The organism is Ruminococcus sp. zg-924 (assembly GCF_024433635.1).
Classification (GTDB): domain Bacteria; phylum Bacillota; class Clostridia; order Oscillospirales; family Acutalibacteraceae; genus UBA7067.
Window position 1 is genome coordinate 17215 of sequence record NZ_WNJZ01000015.1, and the last position, 17489, is coordinate 34703.

Below are 17489 nucleotides of genomic sequence, written 5' to 3' on the forward strand. Positions count from 1 at the left end.
TGTCAAAATAAAGATAGTGTGATATAATATAAAATTGTGAAAAAACTGAAGAAGTCAGAGGGATAGTTATGGGTGAAAGAAAAGATTTAAGGAATGTTGCAATCATTGCTCACGTTGACCACGGCAAGACAACTCTTGTTGACCAGCTTTTGCGTCAAAGCGGCGTGTTCCGAGAAAACGAGGCTGTTGCCGAGCGTGTTATGGATTCAAACGACCTTGAAAGGGAGAGAGGAATCACAATCCTTTCAAAGAACACAGCCGTAATGTATAACGGCACAAAGATAAATATTGTTGATACGCCGGGTCACGCTGACTTTGGTGGTGAGGTTGAGCGTATTCTTATGATGGTTGACGGCGTTTTATTGCTTGTTGACGCATTTGAAGGCTGTATGCCGCAGACTCGTTTCGTGCTTAAAAAGGCTTTGAACCTTGGCAAAAAGCCGATTGTTGTGCTTAATAAAATCGACCGTCCGGGTGCAAGACCGGAGGAGGTTGTTGACGAGGTTCTTGATTTGTTCATCGAGCTTGGCGCAGATGACGAACAGCTTGAATTCCCTGTTATTTACGCCTCAGCCCGTGACGGCTTTGCTTCAACCGACCCGTATGAGCCGGGCACGGATATGAAGCCGCTGTTTGAGGCTATCATAAACGAGGTTCCTGTTCCGCAAGGCGACCTCGACGGAGAGATGCAGATTCTTTTCTCAAATATAGATTATGACGATTATGTAGGCAGGATCGGTATCGGCAGGGTAGAGAGAGGCTCTGTAAAAACGGGTCAGAGCGCTGTTTTGTGCTGCCGTGACGGTTCAACAAAGAACGTGAAATTAACAAAGCTCTACCAGTTTGAGGGACTTAAAAGAGTTGAATGTGAGAGCGCAAGCCTTGGCGATTTGGTGTGCGTTTCCGGCATTACCGACCTCAATATAGGTGAAACCGTATGTTCACCGGACAAGGTAGAGCCGCTTCCGTTTGTAAAGATTGACGAGCCTACCGTTTCAATGATGTTTATGGTAAACAACAGCCCCTTTGCAGGCAGGGAGGGTAAGTATGTTACCTCAAGAAATATACGTGACCGTCTTTTTAAAGAGGTTGAAACAAATGTTGCGCTGAGGGTTGAGGAAACAGACTCTGCCGACACGTTCAGAGTATCGGGCAGAGGTGAGCTGCACCTTTCAATCCTTATAGAAACAATGCGCCGTGAAAACTATGAATTCCAGGTTTCAAGACCGAATGTTATTATGAAGAAAATTGACGGTGTGTTAAACGAGCCTATCGAATTCTTGATTATAGAGGTGCCTGAGAATTATGTAGGTGCTGTTATGGAAAAGCTCGGTTCACGTAAAGCAGAGCTTGTAAATATGGGTACAAGAGAATCAGGCATTACTCACATTGAATTTAAAATACCTGCAAGAGGTCTTATGGGCTACCGCAGTGAATTTATGACAGATACTAACGGCAACGGCATAATGAACCACGTTTTTGACGGCTACGAGCCGTTCAAGGGCGAAATTATCAGCCGTCATCAAGGCTCGCTCATAGCCTTTGAAACAGGCGAAACAACTCAGTACGGCCTTTATGCCGCACAGGAGAGAGGCAGACTCTTTATAGGAGCAGGCGTGCCTGTTTACGAGGGTATGATTTGCGGTGCAAGCCCGAAGGCTGAAGATTTGGTAGTAAATGTTTGCAAGAAAAAGCATATGACAAACACCCGTGCATCAGGCTCCGACGATGCGCTCAAGCTTACACCGCACACTGTGTTGAGCTTGGAGCAGTGCCTTGAATTCATCGCTGATGATGAGCTTGTTGAGGTAACGCCGAGCAGCATAAGAATGAGAAAAACTATTCTCAATAAAGAGCAACGTATGAAAAAACAGTTTAAGGGCTGATTAGGCGTATGGATTACGTTATTCTTGACCTTGAGTGGAACGGTACATTCAGCCGCCGCAGAAAAAAGTATGTAAACGAAATTATAGATATTGGTGCAGTTAAGCTTGACGAGAGCCTAACCGTTGTTGATAGCTATTCAATGCTCATTACGCCGCAAATTGGCAAAAAGCTGAATAAATATGTGCAGGAGCTTACGCACATAAGCATTGACGAGCTTGAATCGGCACAGCACACTTTTACCCATGCACTCAGCAAATTCAGCGAGTTCGCCGAAAACAGCGTTATTCTTACATGGGGTACTACCGATATATTAACGCTTATGAGCAATTGCGAATACTTTCTGCACAGCGAAAGACCTGAATTTTTGCAGTATTATATGGACTTGCAGGACTACTGCCAGAAGAGGCTTTCGCTGACAAATCCCGGCAAGCAGGCGGGACTTACCACTGTTGCTCAGCTGCTTGAAATAGAATTTAACGAAGAAGAAATGCACCGTGCACTTGCTGACAGCGAGCTTTCGGCAAAATGCTTTGTGCACCTTTTTGATAAGAATGTGGCAGACAGCCTGACGTATAAATGCGACGACAGCTTTTACCGCAGAATCGCATTTAAAAATCACTACATAACCGATATTAATAATCCGCTTATTGATAGAAGCGAGCTTTACGCTCTCTGTCCCGAATGTGGAGAGAAAATGCAGATAAGGTCGCAGTGGCAGGGCAAAAACAGAGGCTTCAGAGCAAAGGCAATATGTCCGAAATGCAAGGTGCCAAGCCTTGCAACCGTTCGCTTTAAGAAAAAATTTGACGGCTTGGAGATAAAGCATTTTGTAATCCCGATTGAGGAAAAGCCGAAAGAAGACAGCAAATAAAAATTTTATAAAATAAAAATGAGTGAGAACGAAAAATGGAAATTATTTTATCCGCAGTAATAACAGTAATGCTCTACGCCGCAGGAGTGTCGGCAATTCTTTTTGCACAGCCGCTTAGACAGCGGCTTTTCGCCTTTGCAGACACAGGAAAGCTGATAAGGCGAGCAGCAATTGTTTGCGGAGCAAACCTTGCAGTGGTTTTGCTCTGCGGTGCATTTGTGAAATTTTTAACCACAGCAGCCGTAACTGTGCCGATTTTCGTGTATGTTGTTTTTGCTGTTGCGTGTTTCTTTGGATTTGTACTCGGTGCTTTTGCTCAGAAATGCACATCAAAGCTGCTTAAGGCTTGCGCCTTGCTGTGCATTATTCCGTTCTTACTTGAAATATTTGTGTTTAACGCTAAGAGCGTTGACCTTGATAAAAGCAGATATACGCCTTCACCGTCACAGTATCAGATATTAAGCACAGACACCGTACAGCAAAGCAACGGAAGCTTTGAGTTCAGCGGCGACGGCAGCATTTTAATTAATGTTAACAGTGAGAATATTGGTGCGGCTCATCTGAACTTTTCAGGCTCAGACAATATGTTCAACTGTTCGTTGCTGATGGCAGATGAGAACAGCTCTAAGGTTAGAATAGCGGTCGGAGAGAAGAAAACCTCTGCTAAATATCAGCATACCGACTTTGTACTCAAGCCTTACGGCACTTTGTATTCCCTTACTATATCTTTAAGTGATATAAAAAATCCTGTCACGCTCACATCAGTTGAGCTTTCATCTGCCGTTCCGTTTGAGTTCTCGGCTTTGCGCTTTTTTGTGCTTATGGCTGTTGGAATAGTAGTTTATCTTATTTATCATTTCAAGCTCTATAAGACGGTATATGACCGCCGCAAAAGACTGCATAAGGTGGCTGTTGCATTTGCGCTGCTGTTGTGTCTTTTGTCAACACTGCTGTTCATTGCCCCGCATGAACAGCCGATAGCCTATACTCCGTCAAGCGTAGCTGGCAGCGACCATTATGTGCAGATGTTCGATGCGGTGATGAAAGGTCAGGCGAACCTTGATTTACCGGTTGATAATAAGCTTTTAACGCTTGAAAATCCTTATGACAGCTCAGTGCGAGCAGAAAGCGGCGTTAGTGCTTACTGGGACAGAGCTTTCTATAACGGGCAGTATTTTTCTTACTTCGGTATTGTGCCGGTTCTTACATTCTATATGCCATTTTATTTTGCAACAAGCAAGCTGCCGACAATGAATATGACAGCGTTCTTCTTTGCGGCTTTGGCAATAATTTTCCTGTTTGGTACGGTGCTGACCGTTGTTAAGCGCTTTGTCAAAAAGCCGAATATGCTCTTGCTTATTGCAGGACTTATTACAGCGGTGTTCAGCGGAGGAATATTCTATGCTCTCTACTTCTCAAACGTGTATTTTAACGCTGTTTTATCTGCGCTCAGCTTTTTGCTGCTGAGCTTGTGGACTGCTTTTGCGTCGTATGAAAATAAATCTGTGAAAAAACAGCTTGTTCTGCTATTTATCAGCGGCTTAAGCTTTATTCTCTGCGTCGGCTGCCGTCCTACAATGGCTTTATGTGCGTTAATTCTTGCACCGGTGTTTATACATATCCTTTTGCGCCGTGATTACAGTTTAAAGCGTAAAATAGTTTGCGCAGGTGTTTTCCTTGCGCCTGTTATAATCGGCGCAGCTGCGCTGATGTGGTATAACTATATCAGATTCGGCTCGCTGTTTGAGTTCGGCGCAACCTATCAGCTTACAGTAAACGATATTCACGCTAACAAAGTAAGTATTTTAGAACTGCCATCGGCAATTATCAATTATTTCTTGCGTCCAATGGATTTCATATCGCAGTTTCCGCACATTGAAATGTCTAATATTCCGATTGCTAATCAAGGACATTATGTGTACAACAAGATGGCTCTTGGCATTATCAGTTTCCCGTCTATTGTATTGGGACTTGTCCTTTTGCCGCTTGTAATGAAAAATCACATCAAAGGAGCCAAAAGGCTCAAAAGCCATAACAGGGTTAAGTTTTCAACATATTTGATTATAGCGGTTTTGAGTGTGGTTATAATATGGCTTGACTACTGTATGGCAGGCGTTACCTTCAGATATTTGCTCGATATTTTGCCAAGCCTTTCGATTTTGGCAATTCTTGTATTTCTGGAGTGCAACAGCAATTTTGCAACAACACCATCGCTCCAAAATAAGAGCACGCTTTTGTGTTGCATTTCAATGGCTGCGAGCATTGTGCTGGTGGCGCTTCAGCTTCTTTCCTTCGGTGAGATTGAAGTCGGCAGTTTGTTCAAGCGCTTTCCGAATATTTTGTTTGAGGCACAGCGCCTTGTTGAGTTTTGGTGTTAATGCAAAAAGCTCTTGACTTAGCCACATAAATTATGTATAATAATTCCGTTGACGAATTTGCGTCATTAAAGCAAGTCAGAATTCATTTTCGTTGTAATATGCGAGCGGCAGGCCCTGTGCGATTGGATGCCGTGAACCATGTCAGGCGGGGAACCGAGCAGCATTAAGCGGATGTTCCGATGCGATACAGTAAGTCTGTCGTTCACATATTATAATGATAAGTGGGTTTTGGCTTGTTTTTTTATTTTGGAGGTGCCCTATGTATCAGGTTTTATATCGTAAATGGCGGCCACAGTATTTTAAGGATGTTGTCGGGCAGGAGCATATAACAACTGCCCTTAAAAACGAGCTTGTGTCACAAAGAATCAACCACGCTTATCTTTTCACGGGTTGTAGAGGCACCGGAAAGACCACCTGTGCCAAAATTCTGGCGAAGGCAGTGAATTGTCTTAATTCTCAAAACGGCGACCCTTGCGGACAATGCGAAAATTGCCGTGATTTTGCCGAGGGAAAGCTCTATGACGTTGTGGAAATTGACGCTGCAAGCAACACCGGCGTTGACAATATAAGAACCATAATAGAGGAGGCAATGCAGCTTCCGTCAAACCCAAATGTAAAATACAGGGTATATATAATAGACGAGGTTCATATGCTCTCCGGCGGTGCGTTTAATGCGTTGCTTAAAACACTTGAAGAGCCGCCTGCACACGTGCTTTTTATACTTGCCACAACCGAGGTCCACAAGCTGCCTGCAACTATTCTGTCACGCTGTCAGCGGTTCGATTTTCACAGAATATCGCCTGAGAATATGTCACAGCGCCTTTGCTATATTGCACAGCAGGAGGGAGCAAGCCTCAGCGTTGACGCAGCACTTTTGATTGCGAGCGTAGCAGACGGTGCATTTCGTGACGCTCTGTCTATTCTCGACAGGTGCATCGGCACTTCCCTTGAAATTACTGAGCAGGTAGTCAGAGAGGTGTCCGGACTTGCAAACAGGGATTATCTTTTCTCACTTGGCAATTCGCTCAAGGAACGTGAATGTGCCGAGGCGCTTATAACAATAGACAAGCTTTACAAGGACTCAAAGGATATGGCTCAGCTTTGCCGTGAGCTTATCTCATATTTCAGAAATTTAATGCTCATTAAAACGCTCAAGGAGCCGAGAGAGCTGCTTGTTATGTCAAACGAGGAATATTCGCAGTCACAACAGCAGGCAAGATATATTTCTTTAGGGGAAATTATTTATGCAATGGACGTCCTGCAAATTGCCTGCGACAGAATGTCAAGGGGCAACAACAGCAGAACAGAGCTTGAAATGGCACTGATTAAAATTTGCTCCCCCGAAATGTCGCAGGATTTGCAGTCAATTTTAGACCGTCTTTCATCACTTGAACGCAAGCTTAGAAACGGCGTAACCGTAACAGCCGAAAGCAAGCCTACCACAACTGAACAGCCGATTGAAAATTATACAGTTCCTGAGAGTGTGCCTTCTGATACGCAACAGCAGTCAAAGCCGATTGTAACCAATCCTACACAGGAGAGGGCGAGGGTACACAGCAGCGCAAGCTTAGAGGAAATTATGAAAAGCTGTGTTCCAATGCTGCAGTGGCAAGAGGTGCTTGATGTTGTGAAAAAGGAGTCGAGATCGGTTGCAACCGCCTTTGCCAAGACAAACGCATATACAAGCGGCGATTATCTGCTGATTGAATCGGACAGCGAGCTGCCGTTTTCTATGCTTAAAAGCCAGCATCAGCGTGAGGCTATGCGCAGCGCAATTAAAGAGGTTACGGGCAGGGTGTATAAGCTTGGACCTTATAAGCCGACAGGCGACAAGGCAAAGGAAAAGACAGACCCACTCAAGAGCCTTGCTGAAAAGCTTGAAAGCGGCGGCGTTGAGGTGACAACAGAATAAACAAAAACCGTCCTGAATGAAGTACATTCTCAGGACGGTAATTTTTAATCTATTTTGCTAAATCAGGCTCTTAACCGAATTTGCCACAAGCATAACGTCTTCGTCCGTCAGCAATGTGTGAAGCGGAAGAGTTATCTCGTTTTCATACTGATGGTAAGCGTTCGGGAAGTCTTTTATGTCAAAGCCGAGGTTCTTATAGGCACTTAACAGCGGCAGAGGCTTATAATGCACATTTGTTGTTATGTGTTGTTCGGCAAGCTTTGTGATAAGTGCGTTTCTCTTTTCGGTATTATATCCGGGGATTCTCAGCAGATACAAATGACCGCTTGAACGGAAGTCTTTGCCTGAGTGTATCATCGGCTTAAGGCCCATCGGCAGAAAAACATCGTTATACATTTTGATAATTTCGTGACGGCGGTTAAGCATTTTATCGTAGCGTTCAAGCTGTTTTACTCCGATAGCCGCCAAAACATCGGGCATATTGCACTTGTAAGCAGGATAGATAATGTCATACTCCCAAGCGCCGAGCTGCATTTTTGAGAAAGCGTCTTTTGTTTGTCCGTGCAGTGAATAAACCCTGAACATACGCTCCAGCTCGTCATTGTCGATGCCGTCAATATTTTGCCAGGTTACAGAGCCGCCCTCAGCTGTGGTAAGATTTTTTACAGCGTGGAATGAAAATGCGGTGAAGTCGGCAAGTCTGCCGCTCGGTATGTTATACCTTGTTGCGCCAAGTCCGTGTGCAGAGTCTGATAAAATAACTACTCTGCCGAATGCCTTTTGTAGTGGGTTAGCATCATTCGGCTTGTAAATTGACCGTTTGCTCTCAATTATTTCCATAATACGCCTTTGGTCGCATACCTTACCGCCGATATTTACGGGGATAATAGCCTTTGTTCGCTCGTTAATAAGCCCCTCAAGGCTGTCGCAGTCAATTAAAAATGAATCAGGCGCAGTGTCGGCAAGCACAAGCTTTGCGCCAACGTGCTTAACAACAGATGCTGATGCAGTGTAGGTGTAAGCAGTGGTGATAACCTCGTCACCCTCGCCAATGCCAAGCATACGCAGAGTAAGCTCCATTGCCGCTGTCCAGGAGTTAAAGCAAACAGTGTGGTCTGTGCCGACATATTCGCTTACCTTTTTTTCAAGTGTTTTAGCTTCCATTCCTGTGGTTATCCAGCCGGATTTTAAAACCCTGACAACCTCGTTTATTTCCTCGTCTGTTATATCGGGAGGAGAAAAGGGAATAGCTTTCATTTTATTTTCCTCTTTCACTCATATAGATTTGCTTTATTTTTAGTTTAGCATTACAATAAGCGTACAAAACATTTACAGTAATTTTACCATTACCGCATATAAAAGTCAATTATCGCAGATTTAAGGAGTAAAAAATGCATTATTATTCTCTTAACGAATATTTACGCAGCCGCTTTGGCGAGCCTGTTTATAAATTGAGCCTCAATGGCGGTATGACCTGCCCAAACCGTGACGGCACTCTCGGTACAAGGGGTTGTATTTTTTGCAGCAGCGGCGGCTCAGGTGAATTTGCCGCAAGCGCAGATTTAGATATAAATTCTCAAATTGACAGTGCTAAAAGCCTTGTAATAGGCAAGACAAAGGCTGAAAAATTTATTGCATATTTTCAGCCGTTTACGAACACTTACGCCGAGGTAAGTTATCTTGAAAAGCTTTTTATGCAGGCAATTCAGCGTGACGATATTTGTGCGCTATCAATCGCAACAAGACCTGACTGCCTTGAAAATGATAAAATACAGCTGCTTAGCCGGCTTAATAAAATCAAGCCTGTCTTTGTTGAGCTTGGCTTGCAGACTATCCACAGCCGCACTGCTCACTATATCCGCCGAGGATATGAGCTTTGCGTTTTTGATAAAGCTGTGAGCAACTTAAAAGCAATCGGTGTAAATGTTGTAGTTCACCTTATTTTGGGCTTACCCGGAGAGAGCAGGGAGGATATGCTTAAAAGCGTTTCCTATGTCGCACACAGCGGAGCAGACGGAATAAAGCTACAGCTTCTGCACCTGCTTAAGGGTACAGACCTTGCCTCTGACTATGAGAAAAAACCTTTTCACATTTTGTCGCTTGACGAGTATGCAGAGCTTATCTGTGAATGTATTGAGCTTTTGCCGAAAGATATGGTTGTTCACAGAATAACAGGCGACGGTGACAAAAAGCTGCTTATCGAGCCGAAATGGAGCGGCAACAAAAGACTTGTACTGAACACAATAAATAAAGCTTTGCGAGAGCGAAATGTTGAGCAGGGAAGTCGCTTTTAGATATTGCTTTTCTTTAACAACACAACTGCCAGCAGGCATACTATAAACTCTGAAACTGCGACAGACAGCCAAACTCCGTTTAAGCCAAAAAGATACGCCATCAAAAATGCCGTCGGAATTATAAGCGCTACTCCTCGTAGTATTGAGATAATAAACCCGTTTCTCGGTCTGTCGATTGATGAAAAATAGGAGGCACACATTACGTTTATGCCTGAGAAGAATATCGAGATAAAATACAGCCTCATACCGACTGAGGCAATGTCTAAAAGCTGCTTATTGTTTGCGTTGTCAAATATTTTTGCAATAGGCTCGCTGAAAGCAAAGGTAACTAAATATACAGCGGCAGAAAATACAACCGCAGTTATTATGCCGTATTTTAAAATTTTCTTGGCGTCGCTGAGCCTTCCCTCGCCGTAGCTGCGGCTTATTATCGGCTGAGAACCTTGCGCAATTCCGGTGAAAATAGAATTTACAACGATCGCAATATTCGCAATAACGCCGTATGCGGCTACTCCGATATTGCCCTCTATATTCAAAATTATCATATTGAAAATCAATATCACAATGCCGCTTGACAGCTCGGTAATAAGTGCCGATATGCCGAGGGTAACAATGTCCTTGACGGCTTTGAAGGTGAGAAAGCATTTCTTGAATTTAACTGAGTTATTCTTTTTAAAGAAGTGAATTGAGAGTACGCACAGGCTGATAAGCGGTGAAAAGCCTGTTGCTATTGCCGCACCGACAATGCCCAAGCCAAGCGGAAAAACAAAAATATAGTCGAACACTATGTTTGCAAATGTGCCGCACAGCATTGCAATCATAGAGAGCTTTGGGTCGCTGTCGTTCCTTACAAAGCAGTTGATAATATTGTTCATAATAAACATAGGCGCAAACAGCAGGATAATTTGAAGGTATGCTCTTGTTGGCTCAAAAACTTCACCCTCAGCGCCTATAACCGAGCTGATTTGTCCTGACAGGGTAAGACCGCAGATGAAATAAACGGCGGATACGATTGCCCCGAAAAAAATCGAGCGAGTGAAAATAGTATCCGATTTTGAAATTGAAAATCTTGTCGCACCACCCATACCAATCATAAGCCCTGTGCCTATTACCAAGCTGAATATCGGAATAGCAAGGTTCAGCGCAGTAAGTCCGTTTGCACCGGTACCCTGTGCAACAAAGAACGTATCGGCAAGGACATACAGCGAAAGTCCCATCATACTTAAAATATTGAGCGAGATATATTTTGTAAAGCTTCGTTTAATGCTCATATTACCCTCCGAGAATATCACATAACATATACAGCTATTATACCAAATTAAGACAAAAAATCAAACTCAGATTTTTCTTGACAAATACCCTATGGGGGTATATCATAAGTGTATGAAATACGAATGAAAAGAGAGAATACTCTATATGAAGGAAAAATGCAGCTGTGAATGTCACAAAACGAAGGAACGCTCTGAGGAAGAGTATAAAAAGCTTATAAACCGTTTAAACCGAATTGAGGGGCAGATAAGAGGAATAAAGGGTATGGTAGAGAAAAATGCCTACTGCACAGATATTCTTATTCAGGTGTCGGCAGTAAGCGCCGCTCTAAATGCCTTTAACCGTGAGCTATTATCAAACCACATCAAAACCTGCGTGGCAACCGATATTCGCAGCGGCAAGGACGAAACTATTGACGAGCTTGTTATGACTCTTCAAAAGCTGATGAAATAGGGGTGAGATTATGCAACAGTTCAATGTGACGGGTATGAGCTGTGCTTCGTGCAGCGCAAGAGTTGAAAAGGCGGTATTAAAGGTTACGGGTGTTACATCCTGCTCGGTAAATCTGTTGACAAATTCAATGGGGGTTGACGGCACAGCGTCTGCTCAGGATATTATCAAGGCAGTAACTGATGCAGGCTACGGTGCAAGTGTGAAAGGCTCTGACGGCAAGGCTGAGCAGGGCAAAGCCGATAATACAGCCGAAAAAAGCGAAACAAAAGCAATAAAGCAGCGGCTGGCAGCCTCAGTTGTGTTCTTGCTTGTGCTTATGTATATCTCAATGGGACATATGATGTGGAATTGGCCTCTGCCGTCATTTCTTGCTGAAAATCATATAGCAATGGGGCTTATACAACTTTTGTTGACTGCGGCGGTTATGGTTATAAACCAAAGATTTTTCATAAGCGGCTTTAAGGGCATTGTAAGGGGTGCTCCGAATATGGACTCGCTTGTGGCTCTCGGAGCAGGAGCGTCATTTGTTTACAGCACGTATGCTCTTTTTGCTATGACAGACGCACAGCTTAAGGGCAATATGGACGCTGTGATGATGTATATGCACGAGTTCTATTTTGAATCGGCGGCGATGATATTAACGCTTATCACCGTTGGAAAAATGCTTGAATCATATTCAAAGGGCAGAACAACAGATGCCCTTAAGGGACTTATGAAGCTTGCGCCAAAGACAGCCGTTGTTGTTCGTGATAATTCCGAGCAGACCGTTTCAATTGAACAGGTCAGACCCGGAGATATTTTTGTTGTTCGTCCGGGCGAGAGCATACCCGTTGACGGAGTTGTGCTTGAGGGCAGTACAGCTGTAAATGAGTCGGCGCTTACCGGCGAGAGCATACCGGTTGACAAGCACCCGGGAGATTCTGTTTCGGCGGCTACGCTTAATCAGTCCGGCTTTATCAGGTGCGAGGCTTTAAAGGTTGGTGAGGACACAACTCTGTCGCAGATAATTAAAATGGTGAGCGACGCATCGGCAACCAAAGCGCCGATAGCAAAGATAGCTGACAAGGTGTCTGGCGTGTTCGTGCCGATAGTAATTGCCATAGCCGTTATAGCAACAATAATTTGGCTTATTAGCGGACAGAGCGTCGGCTTTGCACTTGCAAGGGGAATTTCAGTTCTTGTAATAAGCTGCCCGTGTGCGCTTGGACTTGCAACGCCTGTTGCGATAATGGTTGGCAGCGGAGTCGGCGCAAAGCAGGGTATACTCTTCAAAACGGCTCAGTCGCTCGAACAGGCGGGCAAGGTTAAAATAGTCGCTCTCGACAAAACAGGTACAATTACAAGCGGACAGCCGAGGGTAACCGATATTATCCCAACTAACGGAGTGTCGGAAAATGAGCTCTTGTCAGCCGCCTGCTCACTCGAAAGAAAAAGCGAGCATCCTCTTGCAAGGGCGATTATTGCAAGGGCTGAGGAAATACAGCTTGAATACAGCGAGGTTCAGGAATTTAAAGCCTTGACAGGCAGTGGCCTTACAGGTATGCTTAATGGGCAGAAAATTGTTGGCGGCAACCTCAAGCTGATAAACGAAAATGCGGCGGTGTCTGATGAAATATCGAGTGCGGCAGACAGCTTGGCGCAAAGCGGAAAAACACCACTGTTCTTTTCAAGAGGAGGCAAGCTGCTTGGCATTATCGCAGTTGCCGACGTCATCAAGGAGGATAGTCCGGCGGCTGTAAATACGATGCACAGCATGGGCTTGCGTGTTGTAATGCTTACAGGCGACAATGAACGAACGGCTAAGGCAATAGGCGAACAGGCAGGGGTTGACGAGGTTATAGCCGGAGTTATGCCGGACGGTAAGGGCAGAGTTATCAATCAGCTTAAGGAGCAGGGCGCAGTTGCAATGGTAGGCGACGGCATTAACGACGCTCCGGCTTTGACAAGCGCTGATGTCGGCATTGCAATAGGCGCAGGAACAGATATTGCAATTGACGCCGCTGATGTTGTGTTGATGAAAAGCCGCTTAAGCGATGTTCCTGCGGCGATTAGGCTGAGCAGGGCAACACTTAAAAATATCCACGAAAACCTGTTCTGGGCGTTCATATATAACGTAATCGGCATACCCCTTGCCGCAGGTGCGCTCATTCCGATATTCGGCTGGCAGCTTACGCCAATGTTCGGCGCAGCGGCTATGAGTCTGTCGAGTGTGTGCGTTGTTACAAATGCTTTAAGGCTGAACCTTGTTGATATATATAAATCAAGGAGAAGCAAAAAAATAAAAAACAAAACTGTTGTGACAAAGGAGATTAAGACTATGGAAAAAACATTGAAAATTGAGGGTATGATGTGCCCGCACTGCGAGGCTTCCGTTAAGGCTGCTCTTGAACAGCTTCCTCAGGTTGAGAAAGCACAGGTAAGCCATGTAAGCGGAACAGCTGTTGTTACGCTGTCTGCCGATGTTTCGGACGATACGCTCAAGAAGATTGTTGAGGGTAAGGGTTACAAGGTGTTACCGTGAGTCGGGAGCTTGAAACACACGAGCGTGTAGAGCGCAGTATAATAAAAAAATACCGCAGGGATATATGGAATCCGTTTATCCTTGCGGTAAAAAAATATGAGCTTATTAAGTCCGGCGATAAAATTGCCGTTTGTATATCGGGCGGTAAGGATTCAATGCTGCTTGCAAAGCTTATGCAGCAGCTTCACAAATACAGCGAGGTGCCGTTTGATGTTGAGTATCTTGTTATGGACCCCGGCTACAACGAGGTAAACAGGGCGAAAATTGAGAACAATGCCGCACTTTTGCACATACCGATAAAGGTATTTGAAACAAATATCTTTAATGTTGCAAACAAGACGGAGAAATCGCCGTGCTACCTATGCGCCCGTATGCGCCGAGGGTATCTATATAAGATGGCGCAGGAGCATGGTTGTAATAAAATTGCGCTTGGCCACCATTTTAACGATGTTATTGAAACCACGCTAATCGGAATGTTCTACGGCTCACAGCTTCAGTCAATGCCGCCGAAGCTGCACAGCACAAACTTTGAGGGCATGGAGCTTATCCGCCCAATGTACTGTATTCATGAGGATGCGATTATTGCGTGGAGAAGGTACAACAGCCTTGAATTCATCCGCTGCGCCTGTCGCTTTACCGAAAATGCTGCGAATGATACAGGCGCTTCAAAACGTCAGGAGATAAAGGAGCTAATTAAAACGCTCAAACGCACTAACCCGAACATAGAAAAAAGTATATTCAACAGCATACATTCCGTATGTCTTGACACAATGGTCGGCTATAAGTCGGACGGTGCCCAGCATACATTCCTTGAAAAATACTAAAAAGCTTTCTTCAAAGGACGTTGCAATAGTTGACCCTGAGCTTGCTGAAACAATGCCTGTAAAGCTTACAGCCAACACAGGTATGGACGCATTAACCCACGCTATTGAGGCTTATGTTTCAACAGTAGCCTGCGACTATACAGATCCGCTTGCCCTGCACGCTATAAAGATGATTCACAACGACCTTAAGAAGTCATATGACGGCGATAAGGACGCAAGAACTTCAATGCACAACGCACAGTGCCTTGCAGGCATGGCATTCTCAAACGCTCTGCTTGGTATTGTTCATTCAATGGCTCACAAGACAGGCGCAGCCTTCAGCGGCGGTCACATTGTTCACGGCGCTGCAAACGCTATGTACCTGCCGAAGGTAATTAAGTACAACTCAAAGGACGAGAGAGCAGCCGCAAGATACGCTGAAATTGCTAAGTTTATCAGCCTTCCGGGCAGCACAACAGAGGAGCTTGTTGACGCTTTGATTGCAGAAATTAAAGAAATGAACAAATCTCTCAATATTTCCTCTTGCATAAAGGATTATGAGGGTGGTATAATTGATGAGAAAGAGTTCAACGATAAGCTTTCCGAGGTTGCAGCAAATGCAATTGGCGATGCCTGCACAGGCTCCAACCCGAGAATCCCAACCCAGGAGGAAATGGAGAAGCTGTTGCTCGCTTGCTATTATGATAAGGAAATTGATTTCTGATTAATATAGCAAATCTAAAATCTGAAAAGTCGCCGTAAGCTTTGCGGCGACTTTTTTAAGGTGAACGCTGAACTCAATTAAGAAAGGAAAGGGGCAGAGGTTAATGTTTAAGATTTTAAAGAAAGAAGAGCTTAACCCAACTGTTACAAGAATGGTTGTTGACGCACCGCTTATTGCCAAAAAGGCAGAGCCGGGGCAGTTCATCATCTTTCGTGCCAAGGAGGATTCAGAGAGAATTCCTCTAACAATTGCCGATTATGACAGACATGCAGGCACAGTTACTATCATATTCCAGATTGTTGGATATGGCACAATGGAGCTTAACACACTTAATGAGGGCGAATGTATTCACGATTTAGTTGGACCGCTTGGCAGACCAAGTGAAACAGACGGACTTAAGAAGGTTGCTGTTGTTGGCGGCGGCGTTGGCTGCGCTATCGCATACCCAATTGCAAAGAAGCTCCACGAAAACGGCTGTGAGGTTCACAGCATTGTCGGCTTTAGAAATAAGGACCTTGTAATTTTGGAGGACGATTTTAACGCTGTAAGCGACAAGGTTTGTATGATGACAGACGATGGCAGCTATTGCACCAAGGGCCTTGTTACAACTGCTCTTGAGCAGCTCATCAAGGAGGGCAACCAATATGACGAGGTTATCGCTATCGGTCCGCTCATTATGATGAAGTTTGTGTGCAAGCTCACAAAGGAATATGATATTAAGACAATTGTATCTATGAACCCAATTATGATTGACGGTACAGGTATGTGCGGAGGTTGCCGCATAACTGTTGGCGGTGAAACAAAGTTTGCTTGTGTTGACGGCCCTGACTTTGACGGTCACCAGATTGATTTTGACGAAGCTATGCACCGTGGAACTATGTATAAGGAATTTGAGCAGCACGCCCGTGAAGAGGGCTGCAACCTTTTGAAGAAGGAGGTGCTCTGATATGGCAGTAAAGAGAAATATGGACCCAAAGAAATGTCCTATGCCGTCACAGGAGCCTAACGTAAGAAATAAGAATTTTGACGAGGTAGCACTCGGCTATACATACGAGATGGCTGTAAACGAGGCTAAAAGATGCCTTTCCTGCCCGAAAAAGCCGTGCCAGAGCGGCTGCCCTGTTGGAATTGACATTCCTTCATTCATCAGCAAGGTAGCTGAGGAGGATATGGAGGGAGCGTTCAAGGTTCTCTCCGCTTCAAGTGCACTTCCTGCCGTATGCGGCAGAGTTTGTCCTCAGGAAACACAGTGCGAGGGCAAATGCGTAAGAGGAATAAAGGGCGAGAGCGTTGGCATAGGCAGGCTTGAGCGCTTTGTAGCTGACTGGCACCGTGAGCACTCGGACGAAAAGCCGGAGATGCCAAAGAGCAACGGACACAAGGTTGCTATTATCGGCGCAGGTCCGAGCGGCCTTACAGCAGCGGGCGACCTTGCTAAGCTTGGCTACAAGGTTACTGTATATGAAGCTCTTCACCTTGCCGGCGGCGTGCTTGTTTACGGTATTCCTGAATTCCGTCTGCCGAAGGCTATTGTTCAGAAGGAAATTGACAATCTCAAGGCTATCGGCGTTGACATTGAAACAAATATGGTTATCGGCAAGGTGCTCACAATAGACGAGCTGTTTGAAATGGGCAATGACGCTGTATATATCGCAAGCGGCGCAGGACTTCCGAGATTTATGGGAATCCCCGGCGAGAGCCTGAAGGGAGTTTACTCGGCTAACGAGTATCTCACAAGAGTTAACCTTATGAAGGCTTACAAACCTGACAGCAAAACTCCGATTAAACATTCAAAGAATGTCGCAGTTGTTGGCGGCGGAAACGTAGCAATGGACGCTGCAAGAAGCGCAAAGCGACTTGGCGCAGAGAACGTATATATCGTATACCGCAGAGGTATGGAGGAGCTTCCGGCAAGAGCTGAGGAGGTTGAGCACGCACAGGAGGAGGGCATTATATTCAAGACTCTCACAAATCCTGTTGAGGTTCTCGGTGACGAGGACGGTATGGTTCGTGGAATGAAGTGCGTTGAGATGGAGCTTGGCGAGCCTGACGACAGCGGCAGACGTCGTCCGATTGTAAAAGAGGGCAGCGAATTTGAGCTTGAAATCGACACAATGATTATGAGTATCGGTACAAGCCCGAACCCGCTTATTCGCCAGACAACTCCCGGTCTTGACACTAACAGACACGGCTGTATCATCACAAACGGCGATGACGGTCTTACAACACGTGAGGGCGTTTATGCCGGCGGCGACGCTGTAACGGGTGCTGCAACTGTTATTCTTGCAATGGGTGCAGGCAAGCAGGCTGCGAAGGCTATGGATGAATATATTAAGTCTAAGGAATAATAATAATATTATTATTATTATCAGCGGCA

The 17489-nt window shown here is 45.0% G+C and carries 12 protein-coding genes, 1 other RNA gene and 1 pseudogene; 12 read left to right on the forward strand and 2 right to left on the reverse strand.

Features of this window, described 5'->3' with window-relative positions; all coding sequences use genetic code 11:
• Positions 1-68 precede the first annotated feature (68 nt).
• The 5 genes from typA (at position 69) to dnaX (ending at position 7048) form a co-directional block, all read left to right on the forward strand.
• The gene (gene typA / locus GMA13_RS08055) at positions 69-1886 is read left to right on the forward strand and encodes a translational GTPase TypA (protein ID WP_255883865.1); all 1818 of its coding nucleotides are present in this window, start codon (positions 69-71) and stop codon (positions 1884-1886) included.
• Positions 1887-1894: 8 nt separating this feature from the next.
• Positions 1895-2758 (forward strand): 3'-5' exonuclease, encoded by an 864-nt coding sequence (locus GMA13_RS08060; protein WP_255883863.1) that lies wholly within the window; start codon positions 1895-1897, stop codon positions 2756-2758.
• A gap of 35 nt (positions 2759-2793) precedes the next feature.
• Positions 2794-5136 (forward strand): hypothetical protein, encoded by a 2343-nt coding sequence (locus tag GMA13_RS08065; RefSeq protein ID WP_255883862.1) that lies wholly within the window; start codon positions 2794-2796, stop codon positions 5134-5136.
• A 105-nt stretch (positions 5137-5241) separates the two neighbouring features.
• An RNA gene (gene ffs, locus GMA13_RS08070) (signal recognition particle sRNA small type) lies at positions 5242-5340 on the forward strand.
• Positions 5341-5395: 55 nt separating this feature from the next.
• Positions 5396-7048, forward strand: a complete 1653-nt coding sequence (gene dnaX / locus GMA13_RS08075) for a DNA polymerase III subunit gamma/tau (RefSeq protein ID WP_255883861.1) — start codon at positions 5396-5398, stop codon at positions 7046-7048.
• Between the two features lie 57 nt (positions 7049-7105).
• On the opposite strand, the gene GMA13_RS08080 is transcribed toward dnaX, so the two are convergent.
• Entirely contained in the window at positions 7106-8305 is a 1200-nt protein-coding gene (locus GMA13_RS08080) for a DegT/DnrJ/EryC1/StrS aminotransferase family protein (RefSeq protein WP_255883858.1), read from the reverse strand.
• Between the two features lie 134 nt (positions 8306-8439).
• Here GMA13_RS08080 and GMA13_RS08085 point away from each other — a divergent pair, with 134 nt between their 5' ends.
• Positions 8440-9342, forward strand: a complete 903-nt coding sequence (locus tag GMA13_RS08085; RefSeq protein ID WP_255883857.1) for a TIGR01212 family radical SAM protein — start codon at positions 8440-8442, stop codon at positions 9340-9342.
• Here GMA13_RS08085 and GMA13_RS08090 read toward each other — a convergent pair.
• Positions 9339-10613, reverse strand: coding sequence for an MATE family efflux transporter (locus GMA13_RS08090; RefSeq protein ID WP_255883855.1), 1275 nt, complete (start codon positions 10611-10613; stop codon positions 9339-9341). The two genes, GMA13_RS08085 and GMA13_RS08090, sit on opposite strands and share 4 nt — an antisense overlap.
• Before the next feature lie 145 nt (positions 10614-10758).
• On the opposite strand from GMA13_RS08090, the gene GMA13_RS08095 reads away from it, so the two are divergent.
• The 6 genes and pseudogenes from GMA13_RS08095 to gltA all read left to right on the forward strand — a co-directional run bounded on the left by GMA13_RS08095 (position 10759) and on the right by gltA (position 17460).
• Positions 10759-11064, forward strand: coding sequence for a metal-sensing transcriptional repressor (locus tag GMA13_RS08095; protein ID WP_255883853.1), 306 nt, complete (start codon positions 10759-10761; stop codon positions 11062-11064).
• A 10-nt stretch (positions 11065-11074) separates the two neighbouring features.
• Positions 11075-13585 (forward strand): heavy metal translocating P-type ATPase, encoded by a 2511-nt coding sequence (locus tag GMA13_RS08100; protein ID WP_255883851.1) that lies wholly within the window; start codon positions 11075-11077, stop codon positions 13583-13585.
• A complete protein-coding gene (locus tag GMA13_RS08105) occupies positions 13582-14409 on the forward strand; it encodes an ATP-binding protein (RefSeq protein ID WP_255883850.1) in 828 nt (275 codons plus the stop codon). The genes GMA13_RS08100 and GMA13_RS08105 overlap by 4 nt, the downstream gene beginning before the upstream one ends.
• 16 nt (positions 14410-14425) lie before the next feature.
• Positions 14426-15112: pseudogene (locus tag GMA13_RS08110) on the forward strand (iron-containing alcohol dehydrogenase); the annotation flags it as partial.
• A 103-nt stretch (positions 15113-15215) separates the two neighbouring features.
• A complete protein-coding gene (locus GMA13_RS08115) occupies positions 15216-16058 on the forward strand; it encodes a sulfide/dihydroorotate dehydrogenase-like FAD/NAD-binding protein (RefSeq protein ID WP_255883849.1) in 843 nt (280 codons plus the stop codon).
• A 1-nt stretch (position 16059) separates the two neighbouring features.
• On the forward strand, positions 16060-17460 hold the full coding sequence (gene gltA, locus GMA13_RS08120) for an NADPH-dependent glutamate synthase (RefSeq protein ID WP_255883847.1): 1401 nt from the start codon (positions 16060-16062) through the stop codon (positions 17458-17460).
• Positions 17461-17489 lie beyond the last annotated feature (29 nt).

What these genes read in the sequence shown, in the direction of transcription:
- GMA13_RS08090 (WP_255883855.1), bottom strand. Translation starts at nt 10,613, where the DNA reads ATGAGCATTAAACGAAGCTTTACAAAATATATCTCGCTCAATATTTTA.
- typA (WP_255883865.1), top strand. Translation starts at nt 69, where the DNA reads ATGGGTGAAAGAAAAGATTTAAGGAATGTTGCAATCATTGCTCACGTT.
- GMA13_RS08060 (WP_255883863.1), top strand. Translation starts at nt 1,895, where the DNA reads ATGGATTACGTTATTCTTGACCTTGAGTGGAACGGTACATTCAGCCGC.
- GMA13_RS08100 (WP_255883851.1), top strand. Translation starts at nt 11,075, where the DNA reads ATGCAACAGTTCAATGTGACGGGTATGAGCTGTGCTTCGTGCAGCGCA.
- GMA13_RS08080 (WP_255883858.1), bottom strand. Translation starts at nt 8,305, where the DNA reads ATGAAAGCTATTCCCTTTTCTCCTCCCGATATAACAGACGAGGAAATA.
- GMA13_RS08065 (WP_255883862.1), top strand. Translation starts at nt 2,794, where the DNA reads ATGGAAATTATTTTATCCGCAGTAATAACAGTAATGCTCTACGCCGCA.
- dnaX (WP_255883861.1), top strand. Translation starts at nt 5,396, where the DNA reads ATGTATCAGGTTTTATATCGTAAATGGCGGCCACAGTATTTTAAGGAT.
- GMA13_RS08115 (WP_255883849.1), top strand. Translation starts at nt 15,216, where the DNA reads ATGTTTAAGATTTTAAAGAAAGAAGAGCTTAACCCAACTGTTACAAGA.
- gltA (WP_255883847.1), top strand. Translation starts at nt 16,060, where the DNA reads ATGGCAGTAAAGAGAAATATGGACCCAAAGAAATGTCCTATGCCGTCA.
- GMA13_RS08095 (WP_255883853.1), top strand. Translation starts at nt 10,759, where the DNA reads ATGAAGGAAAAATGCAGCTGTGAATGTCACAAAACGAAGGAACGCTCT.
- GMA13_RS08085 (WP_255883857.1), top strand. Translation starts at nt 8,440, where the DNA reads ATGCATTATTATTCTCTTAACGAATATTTACGCAGCCGCTTTGGCGAG.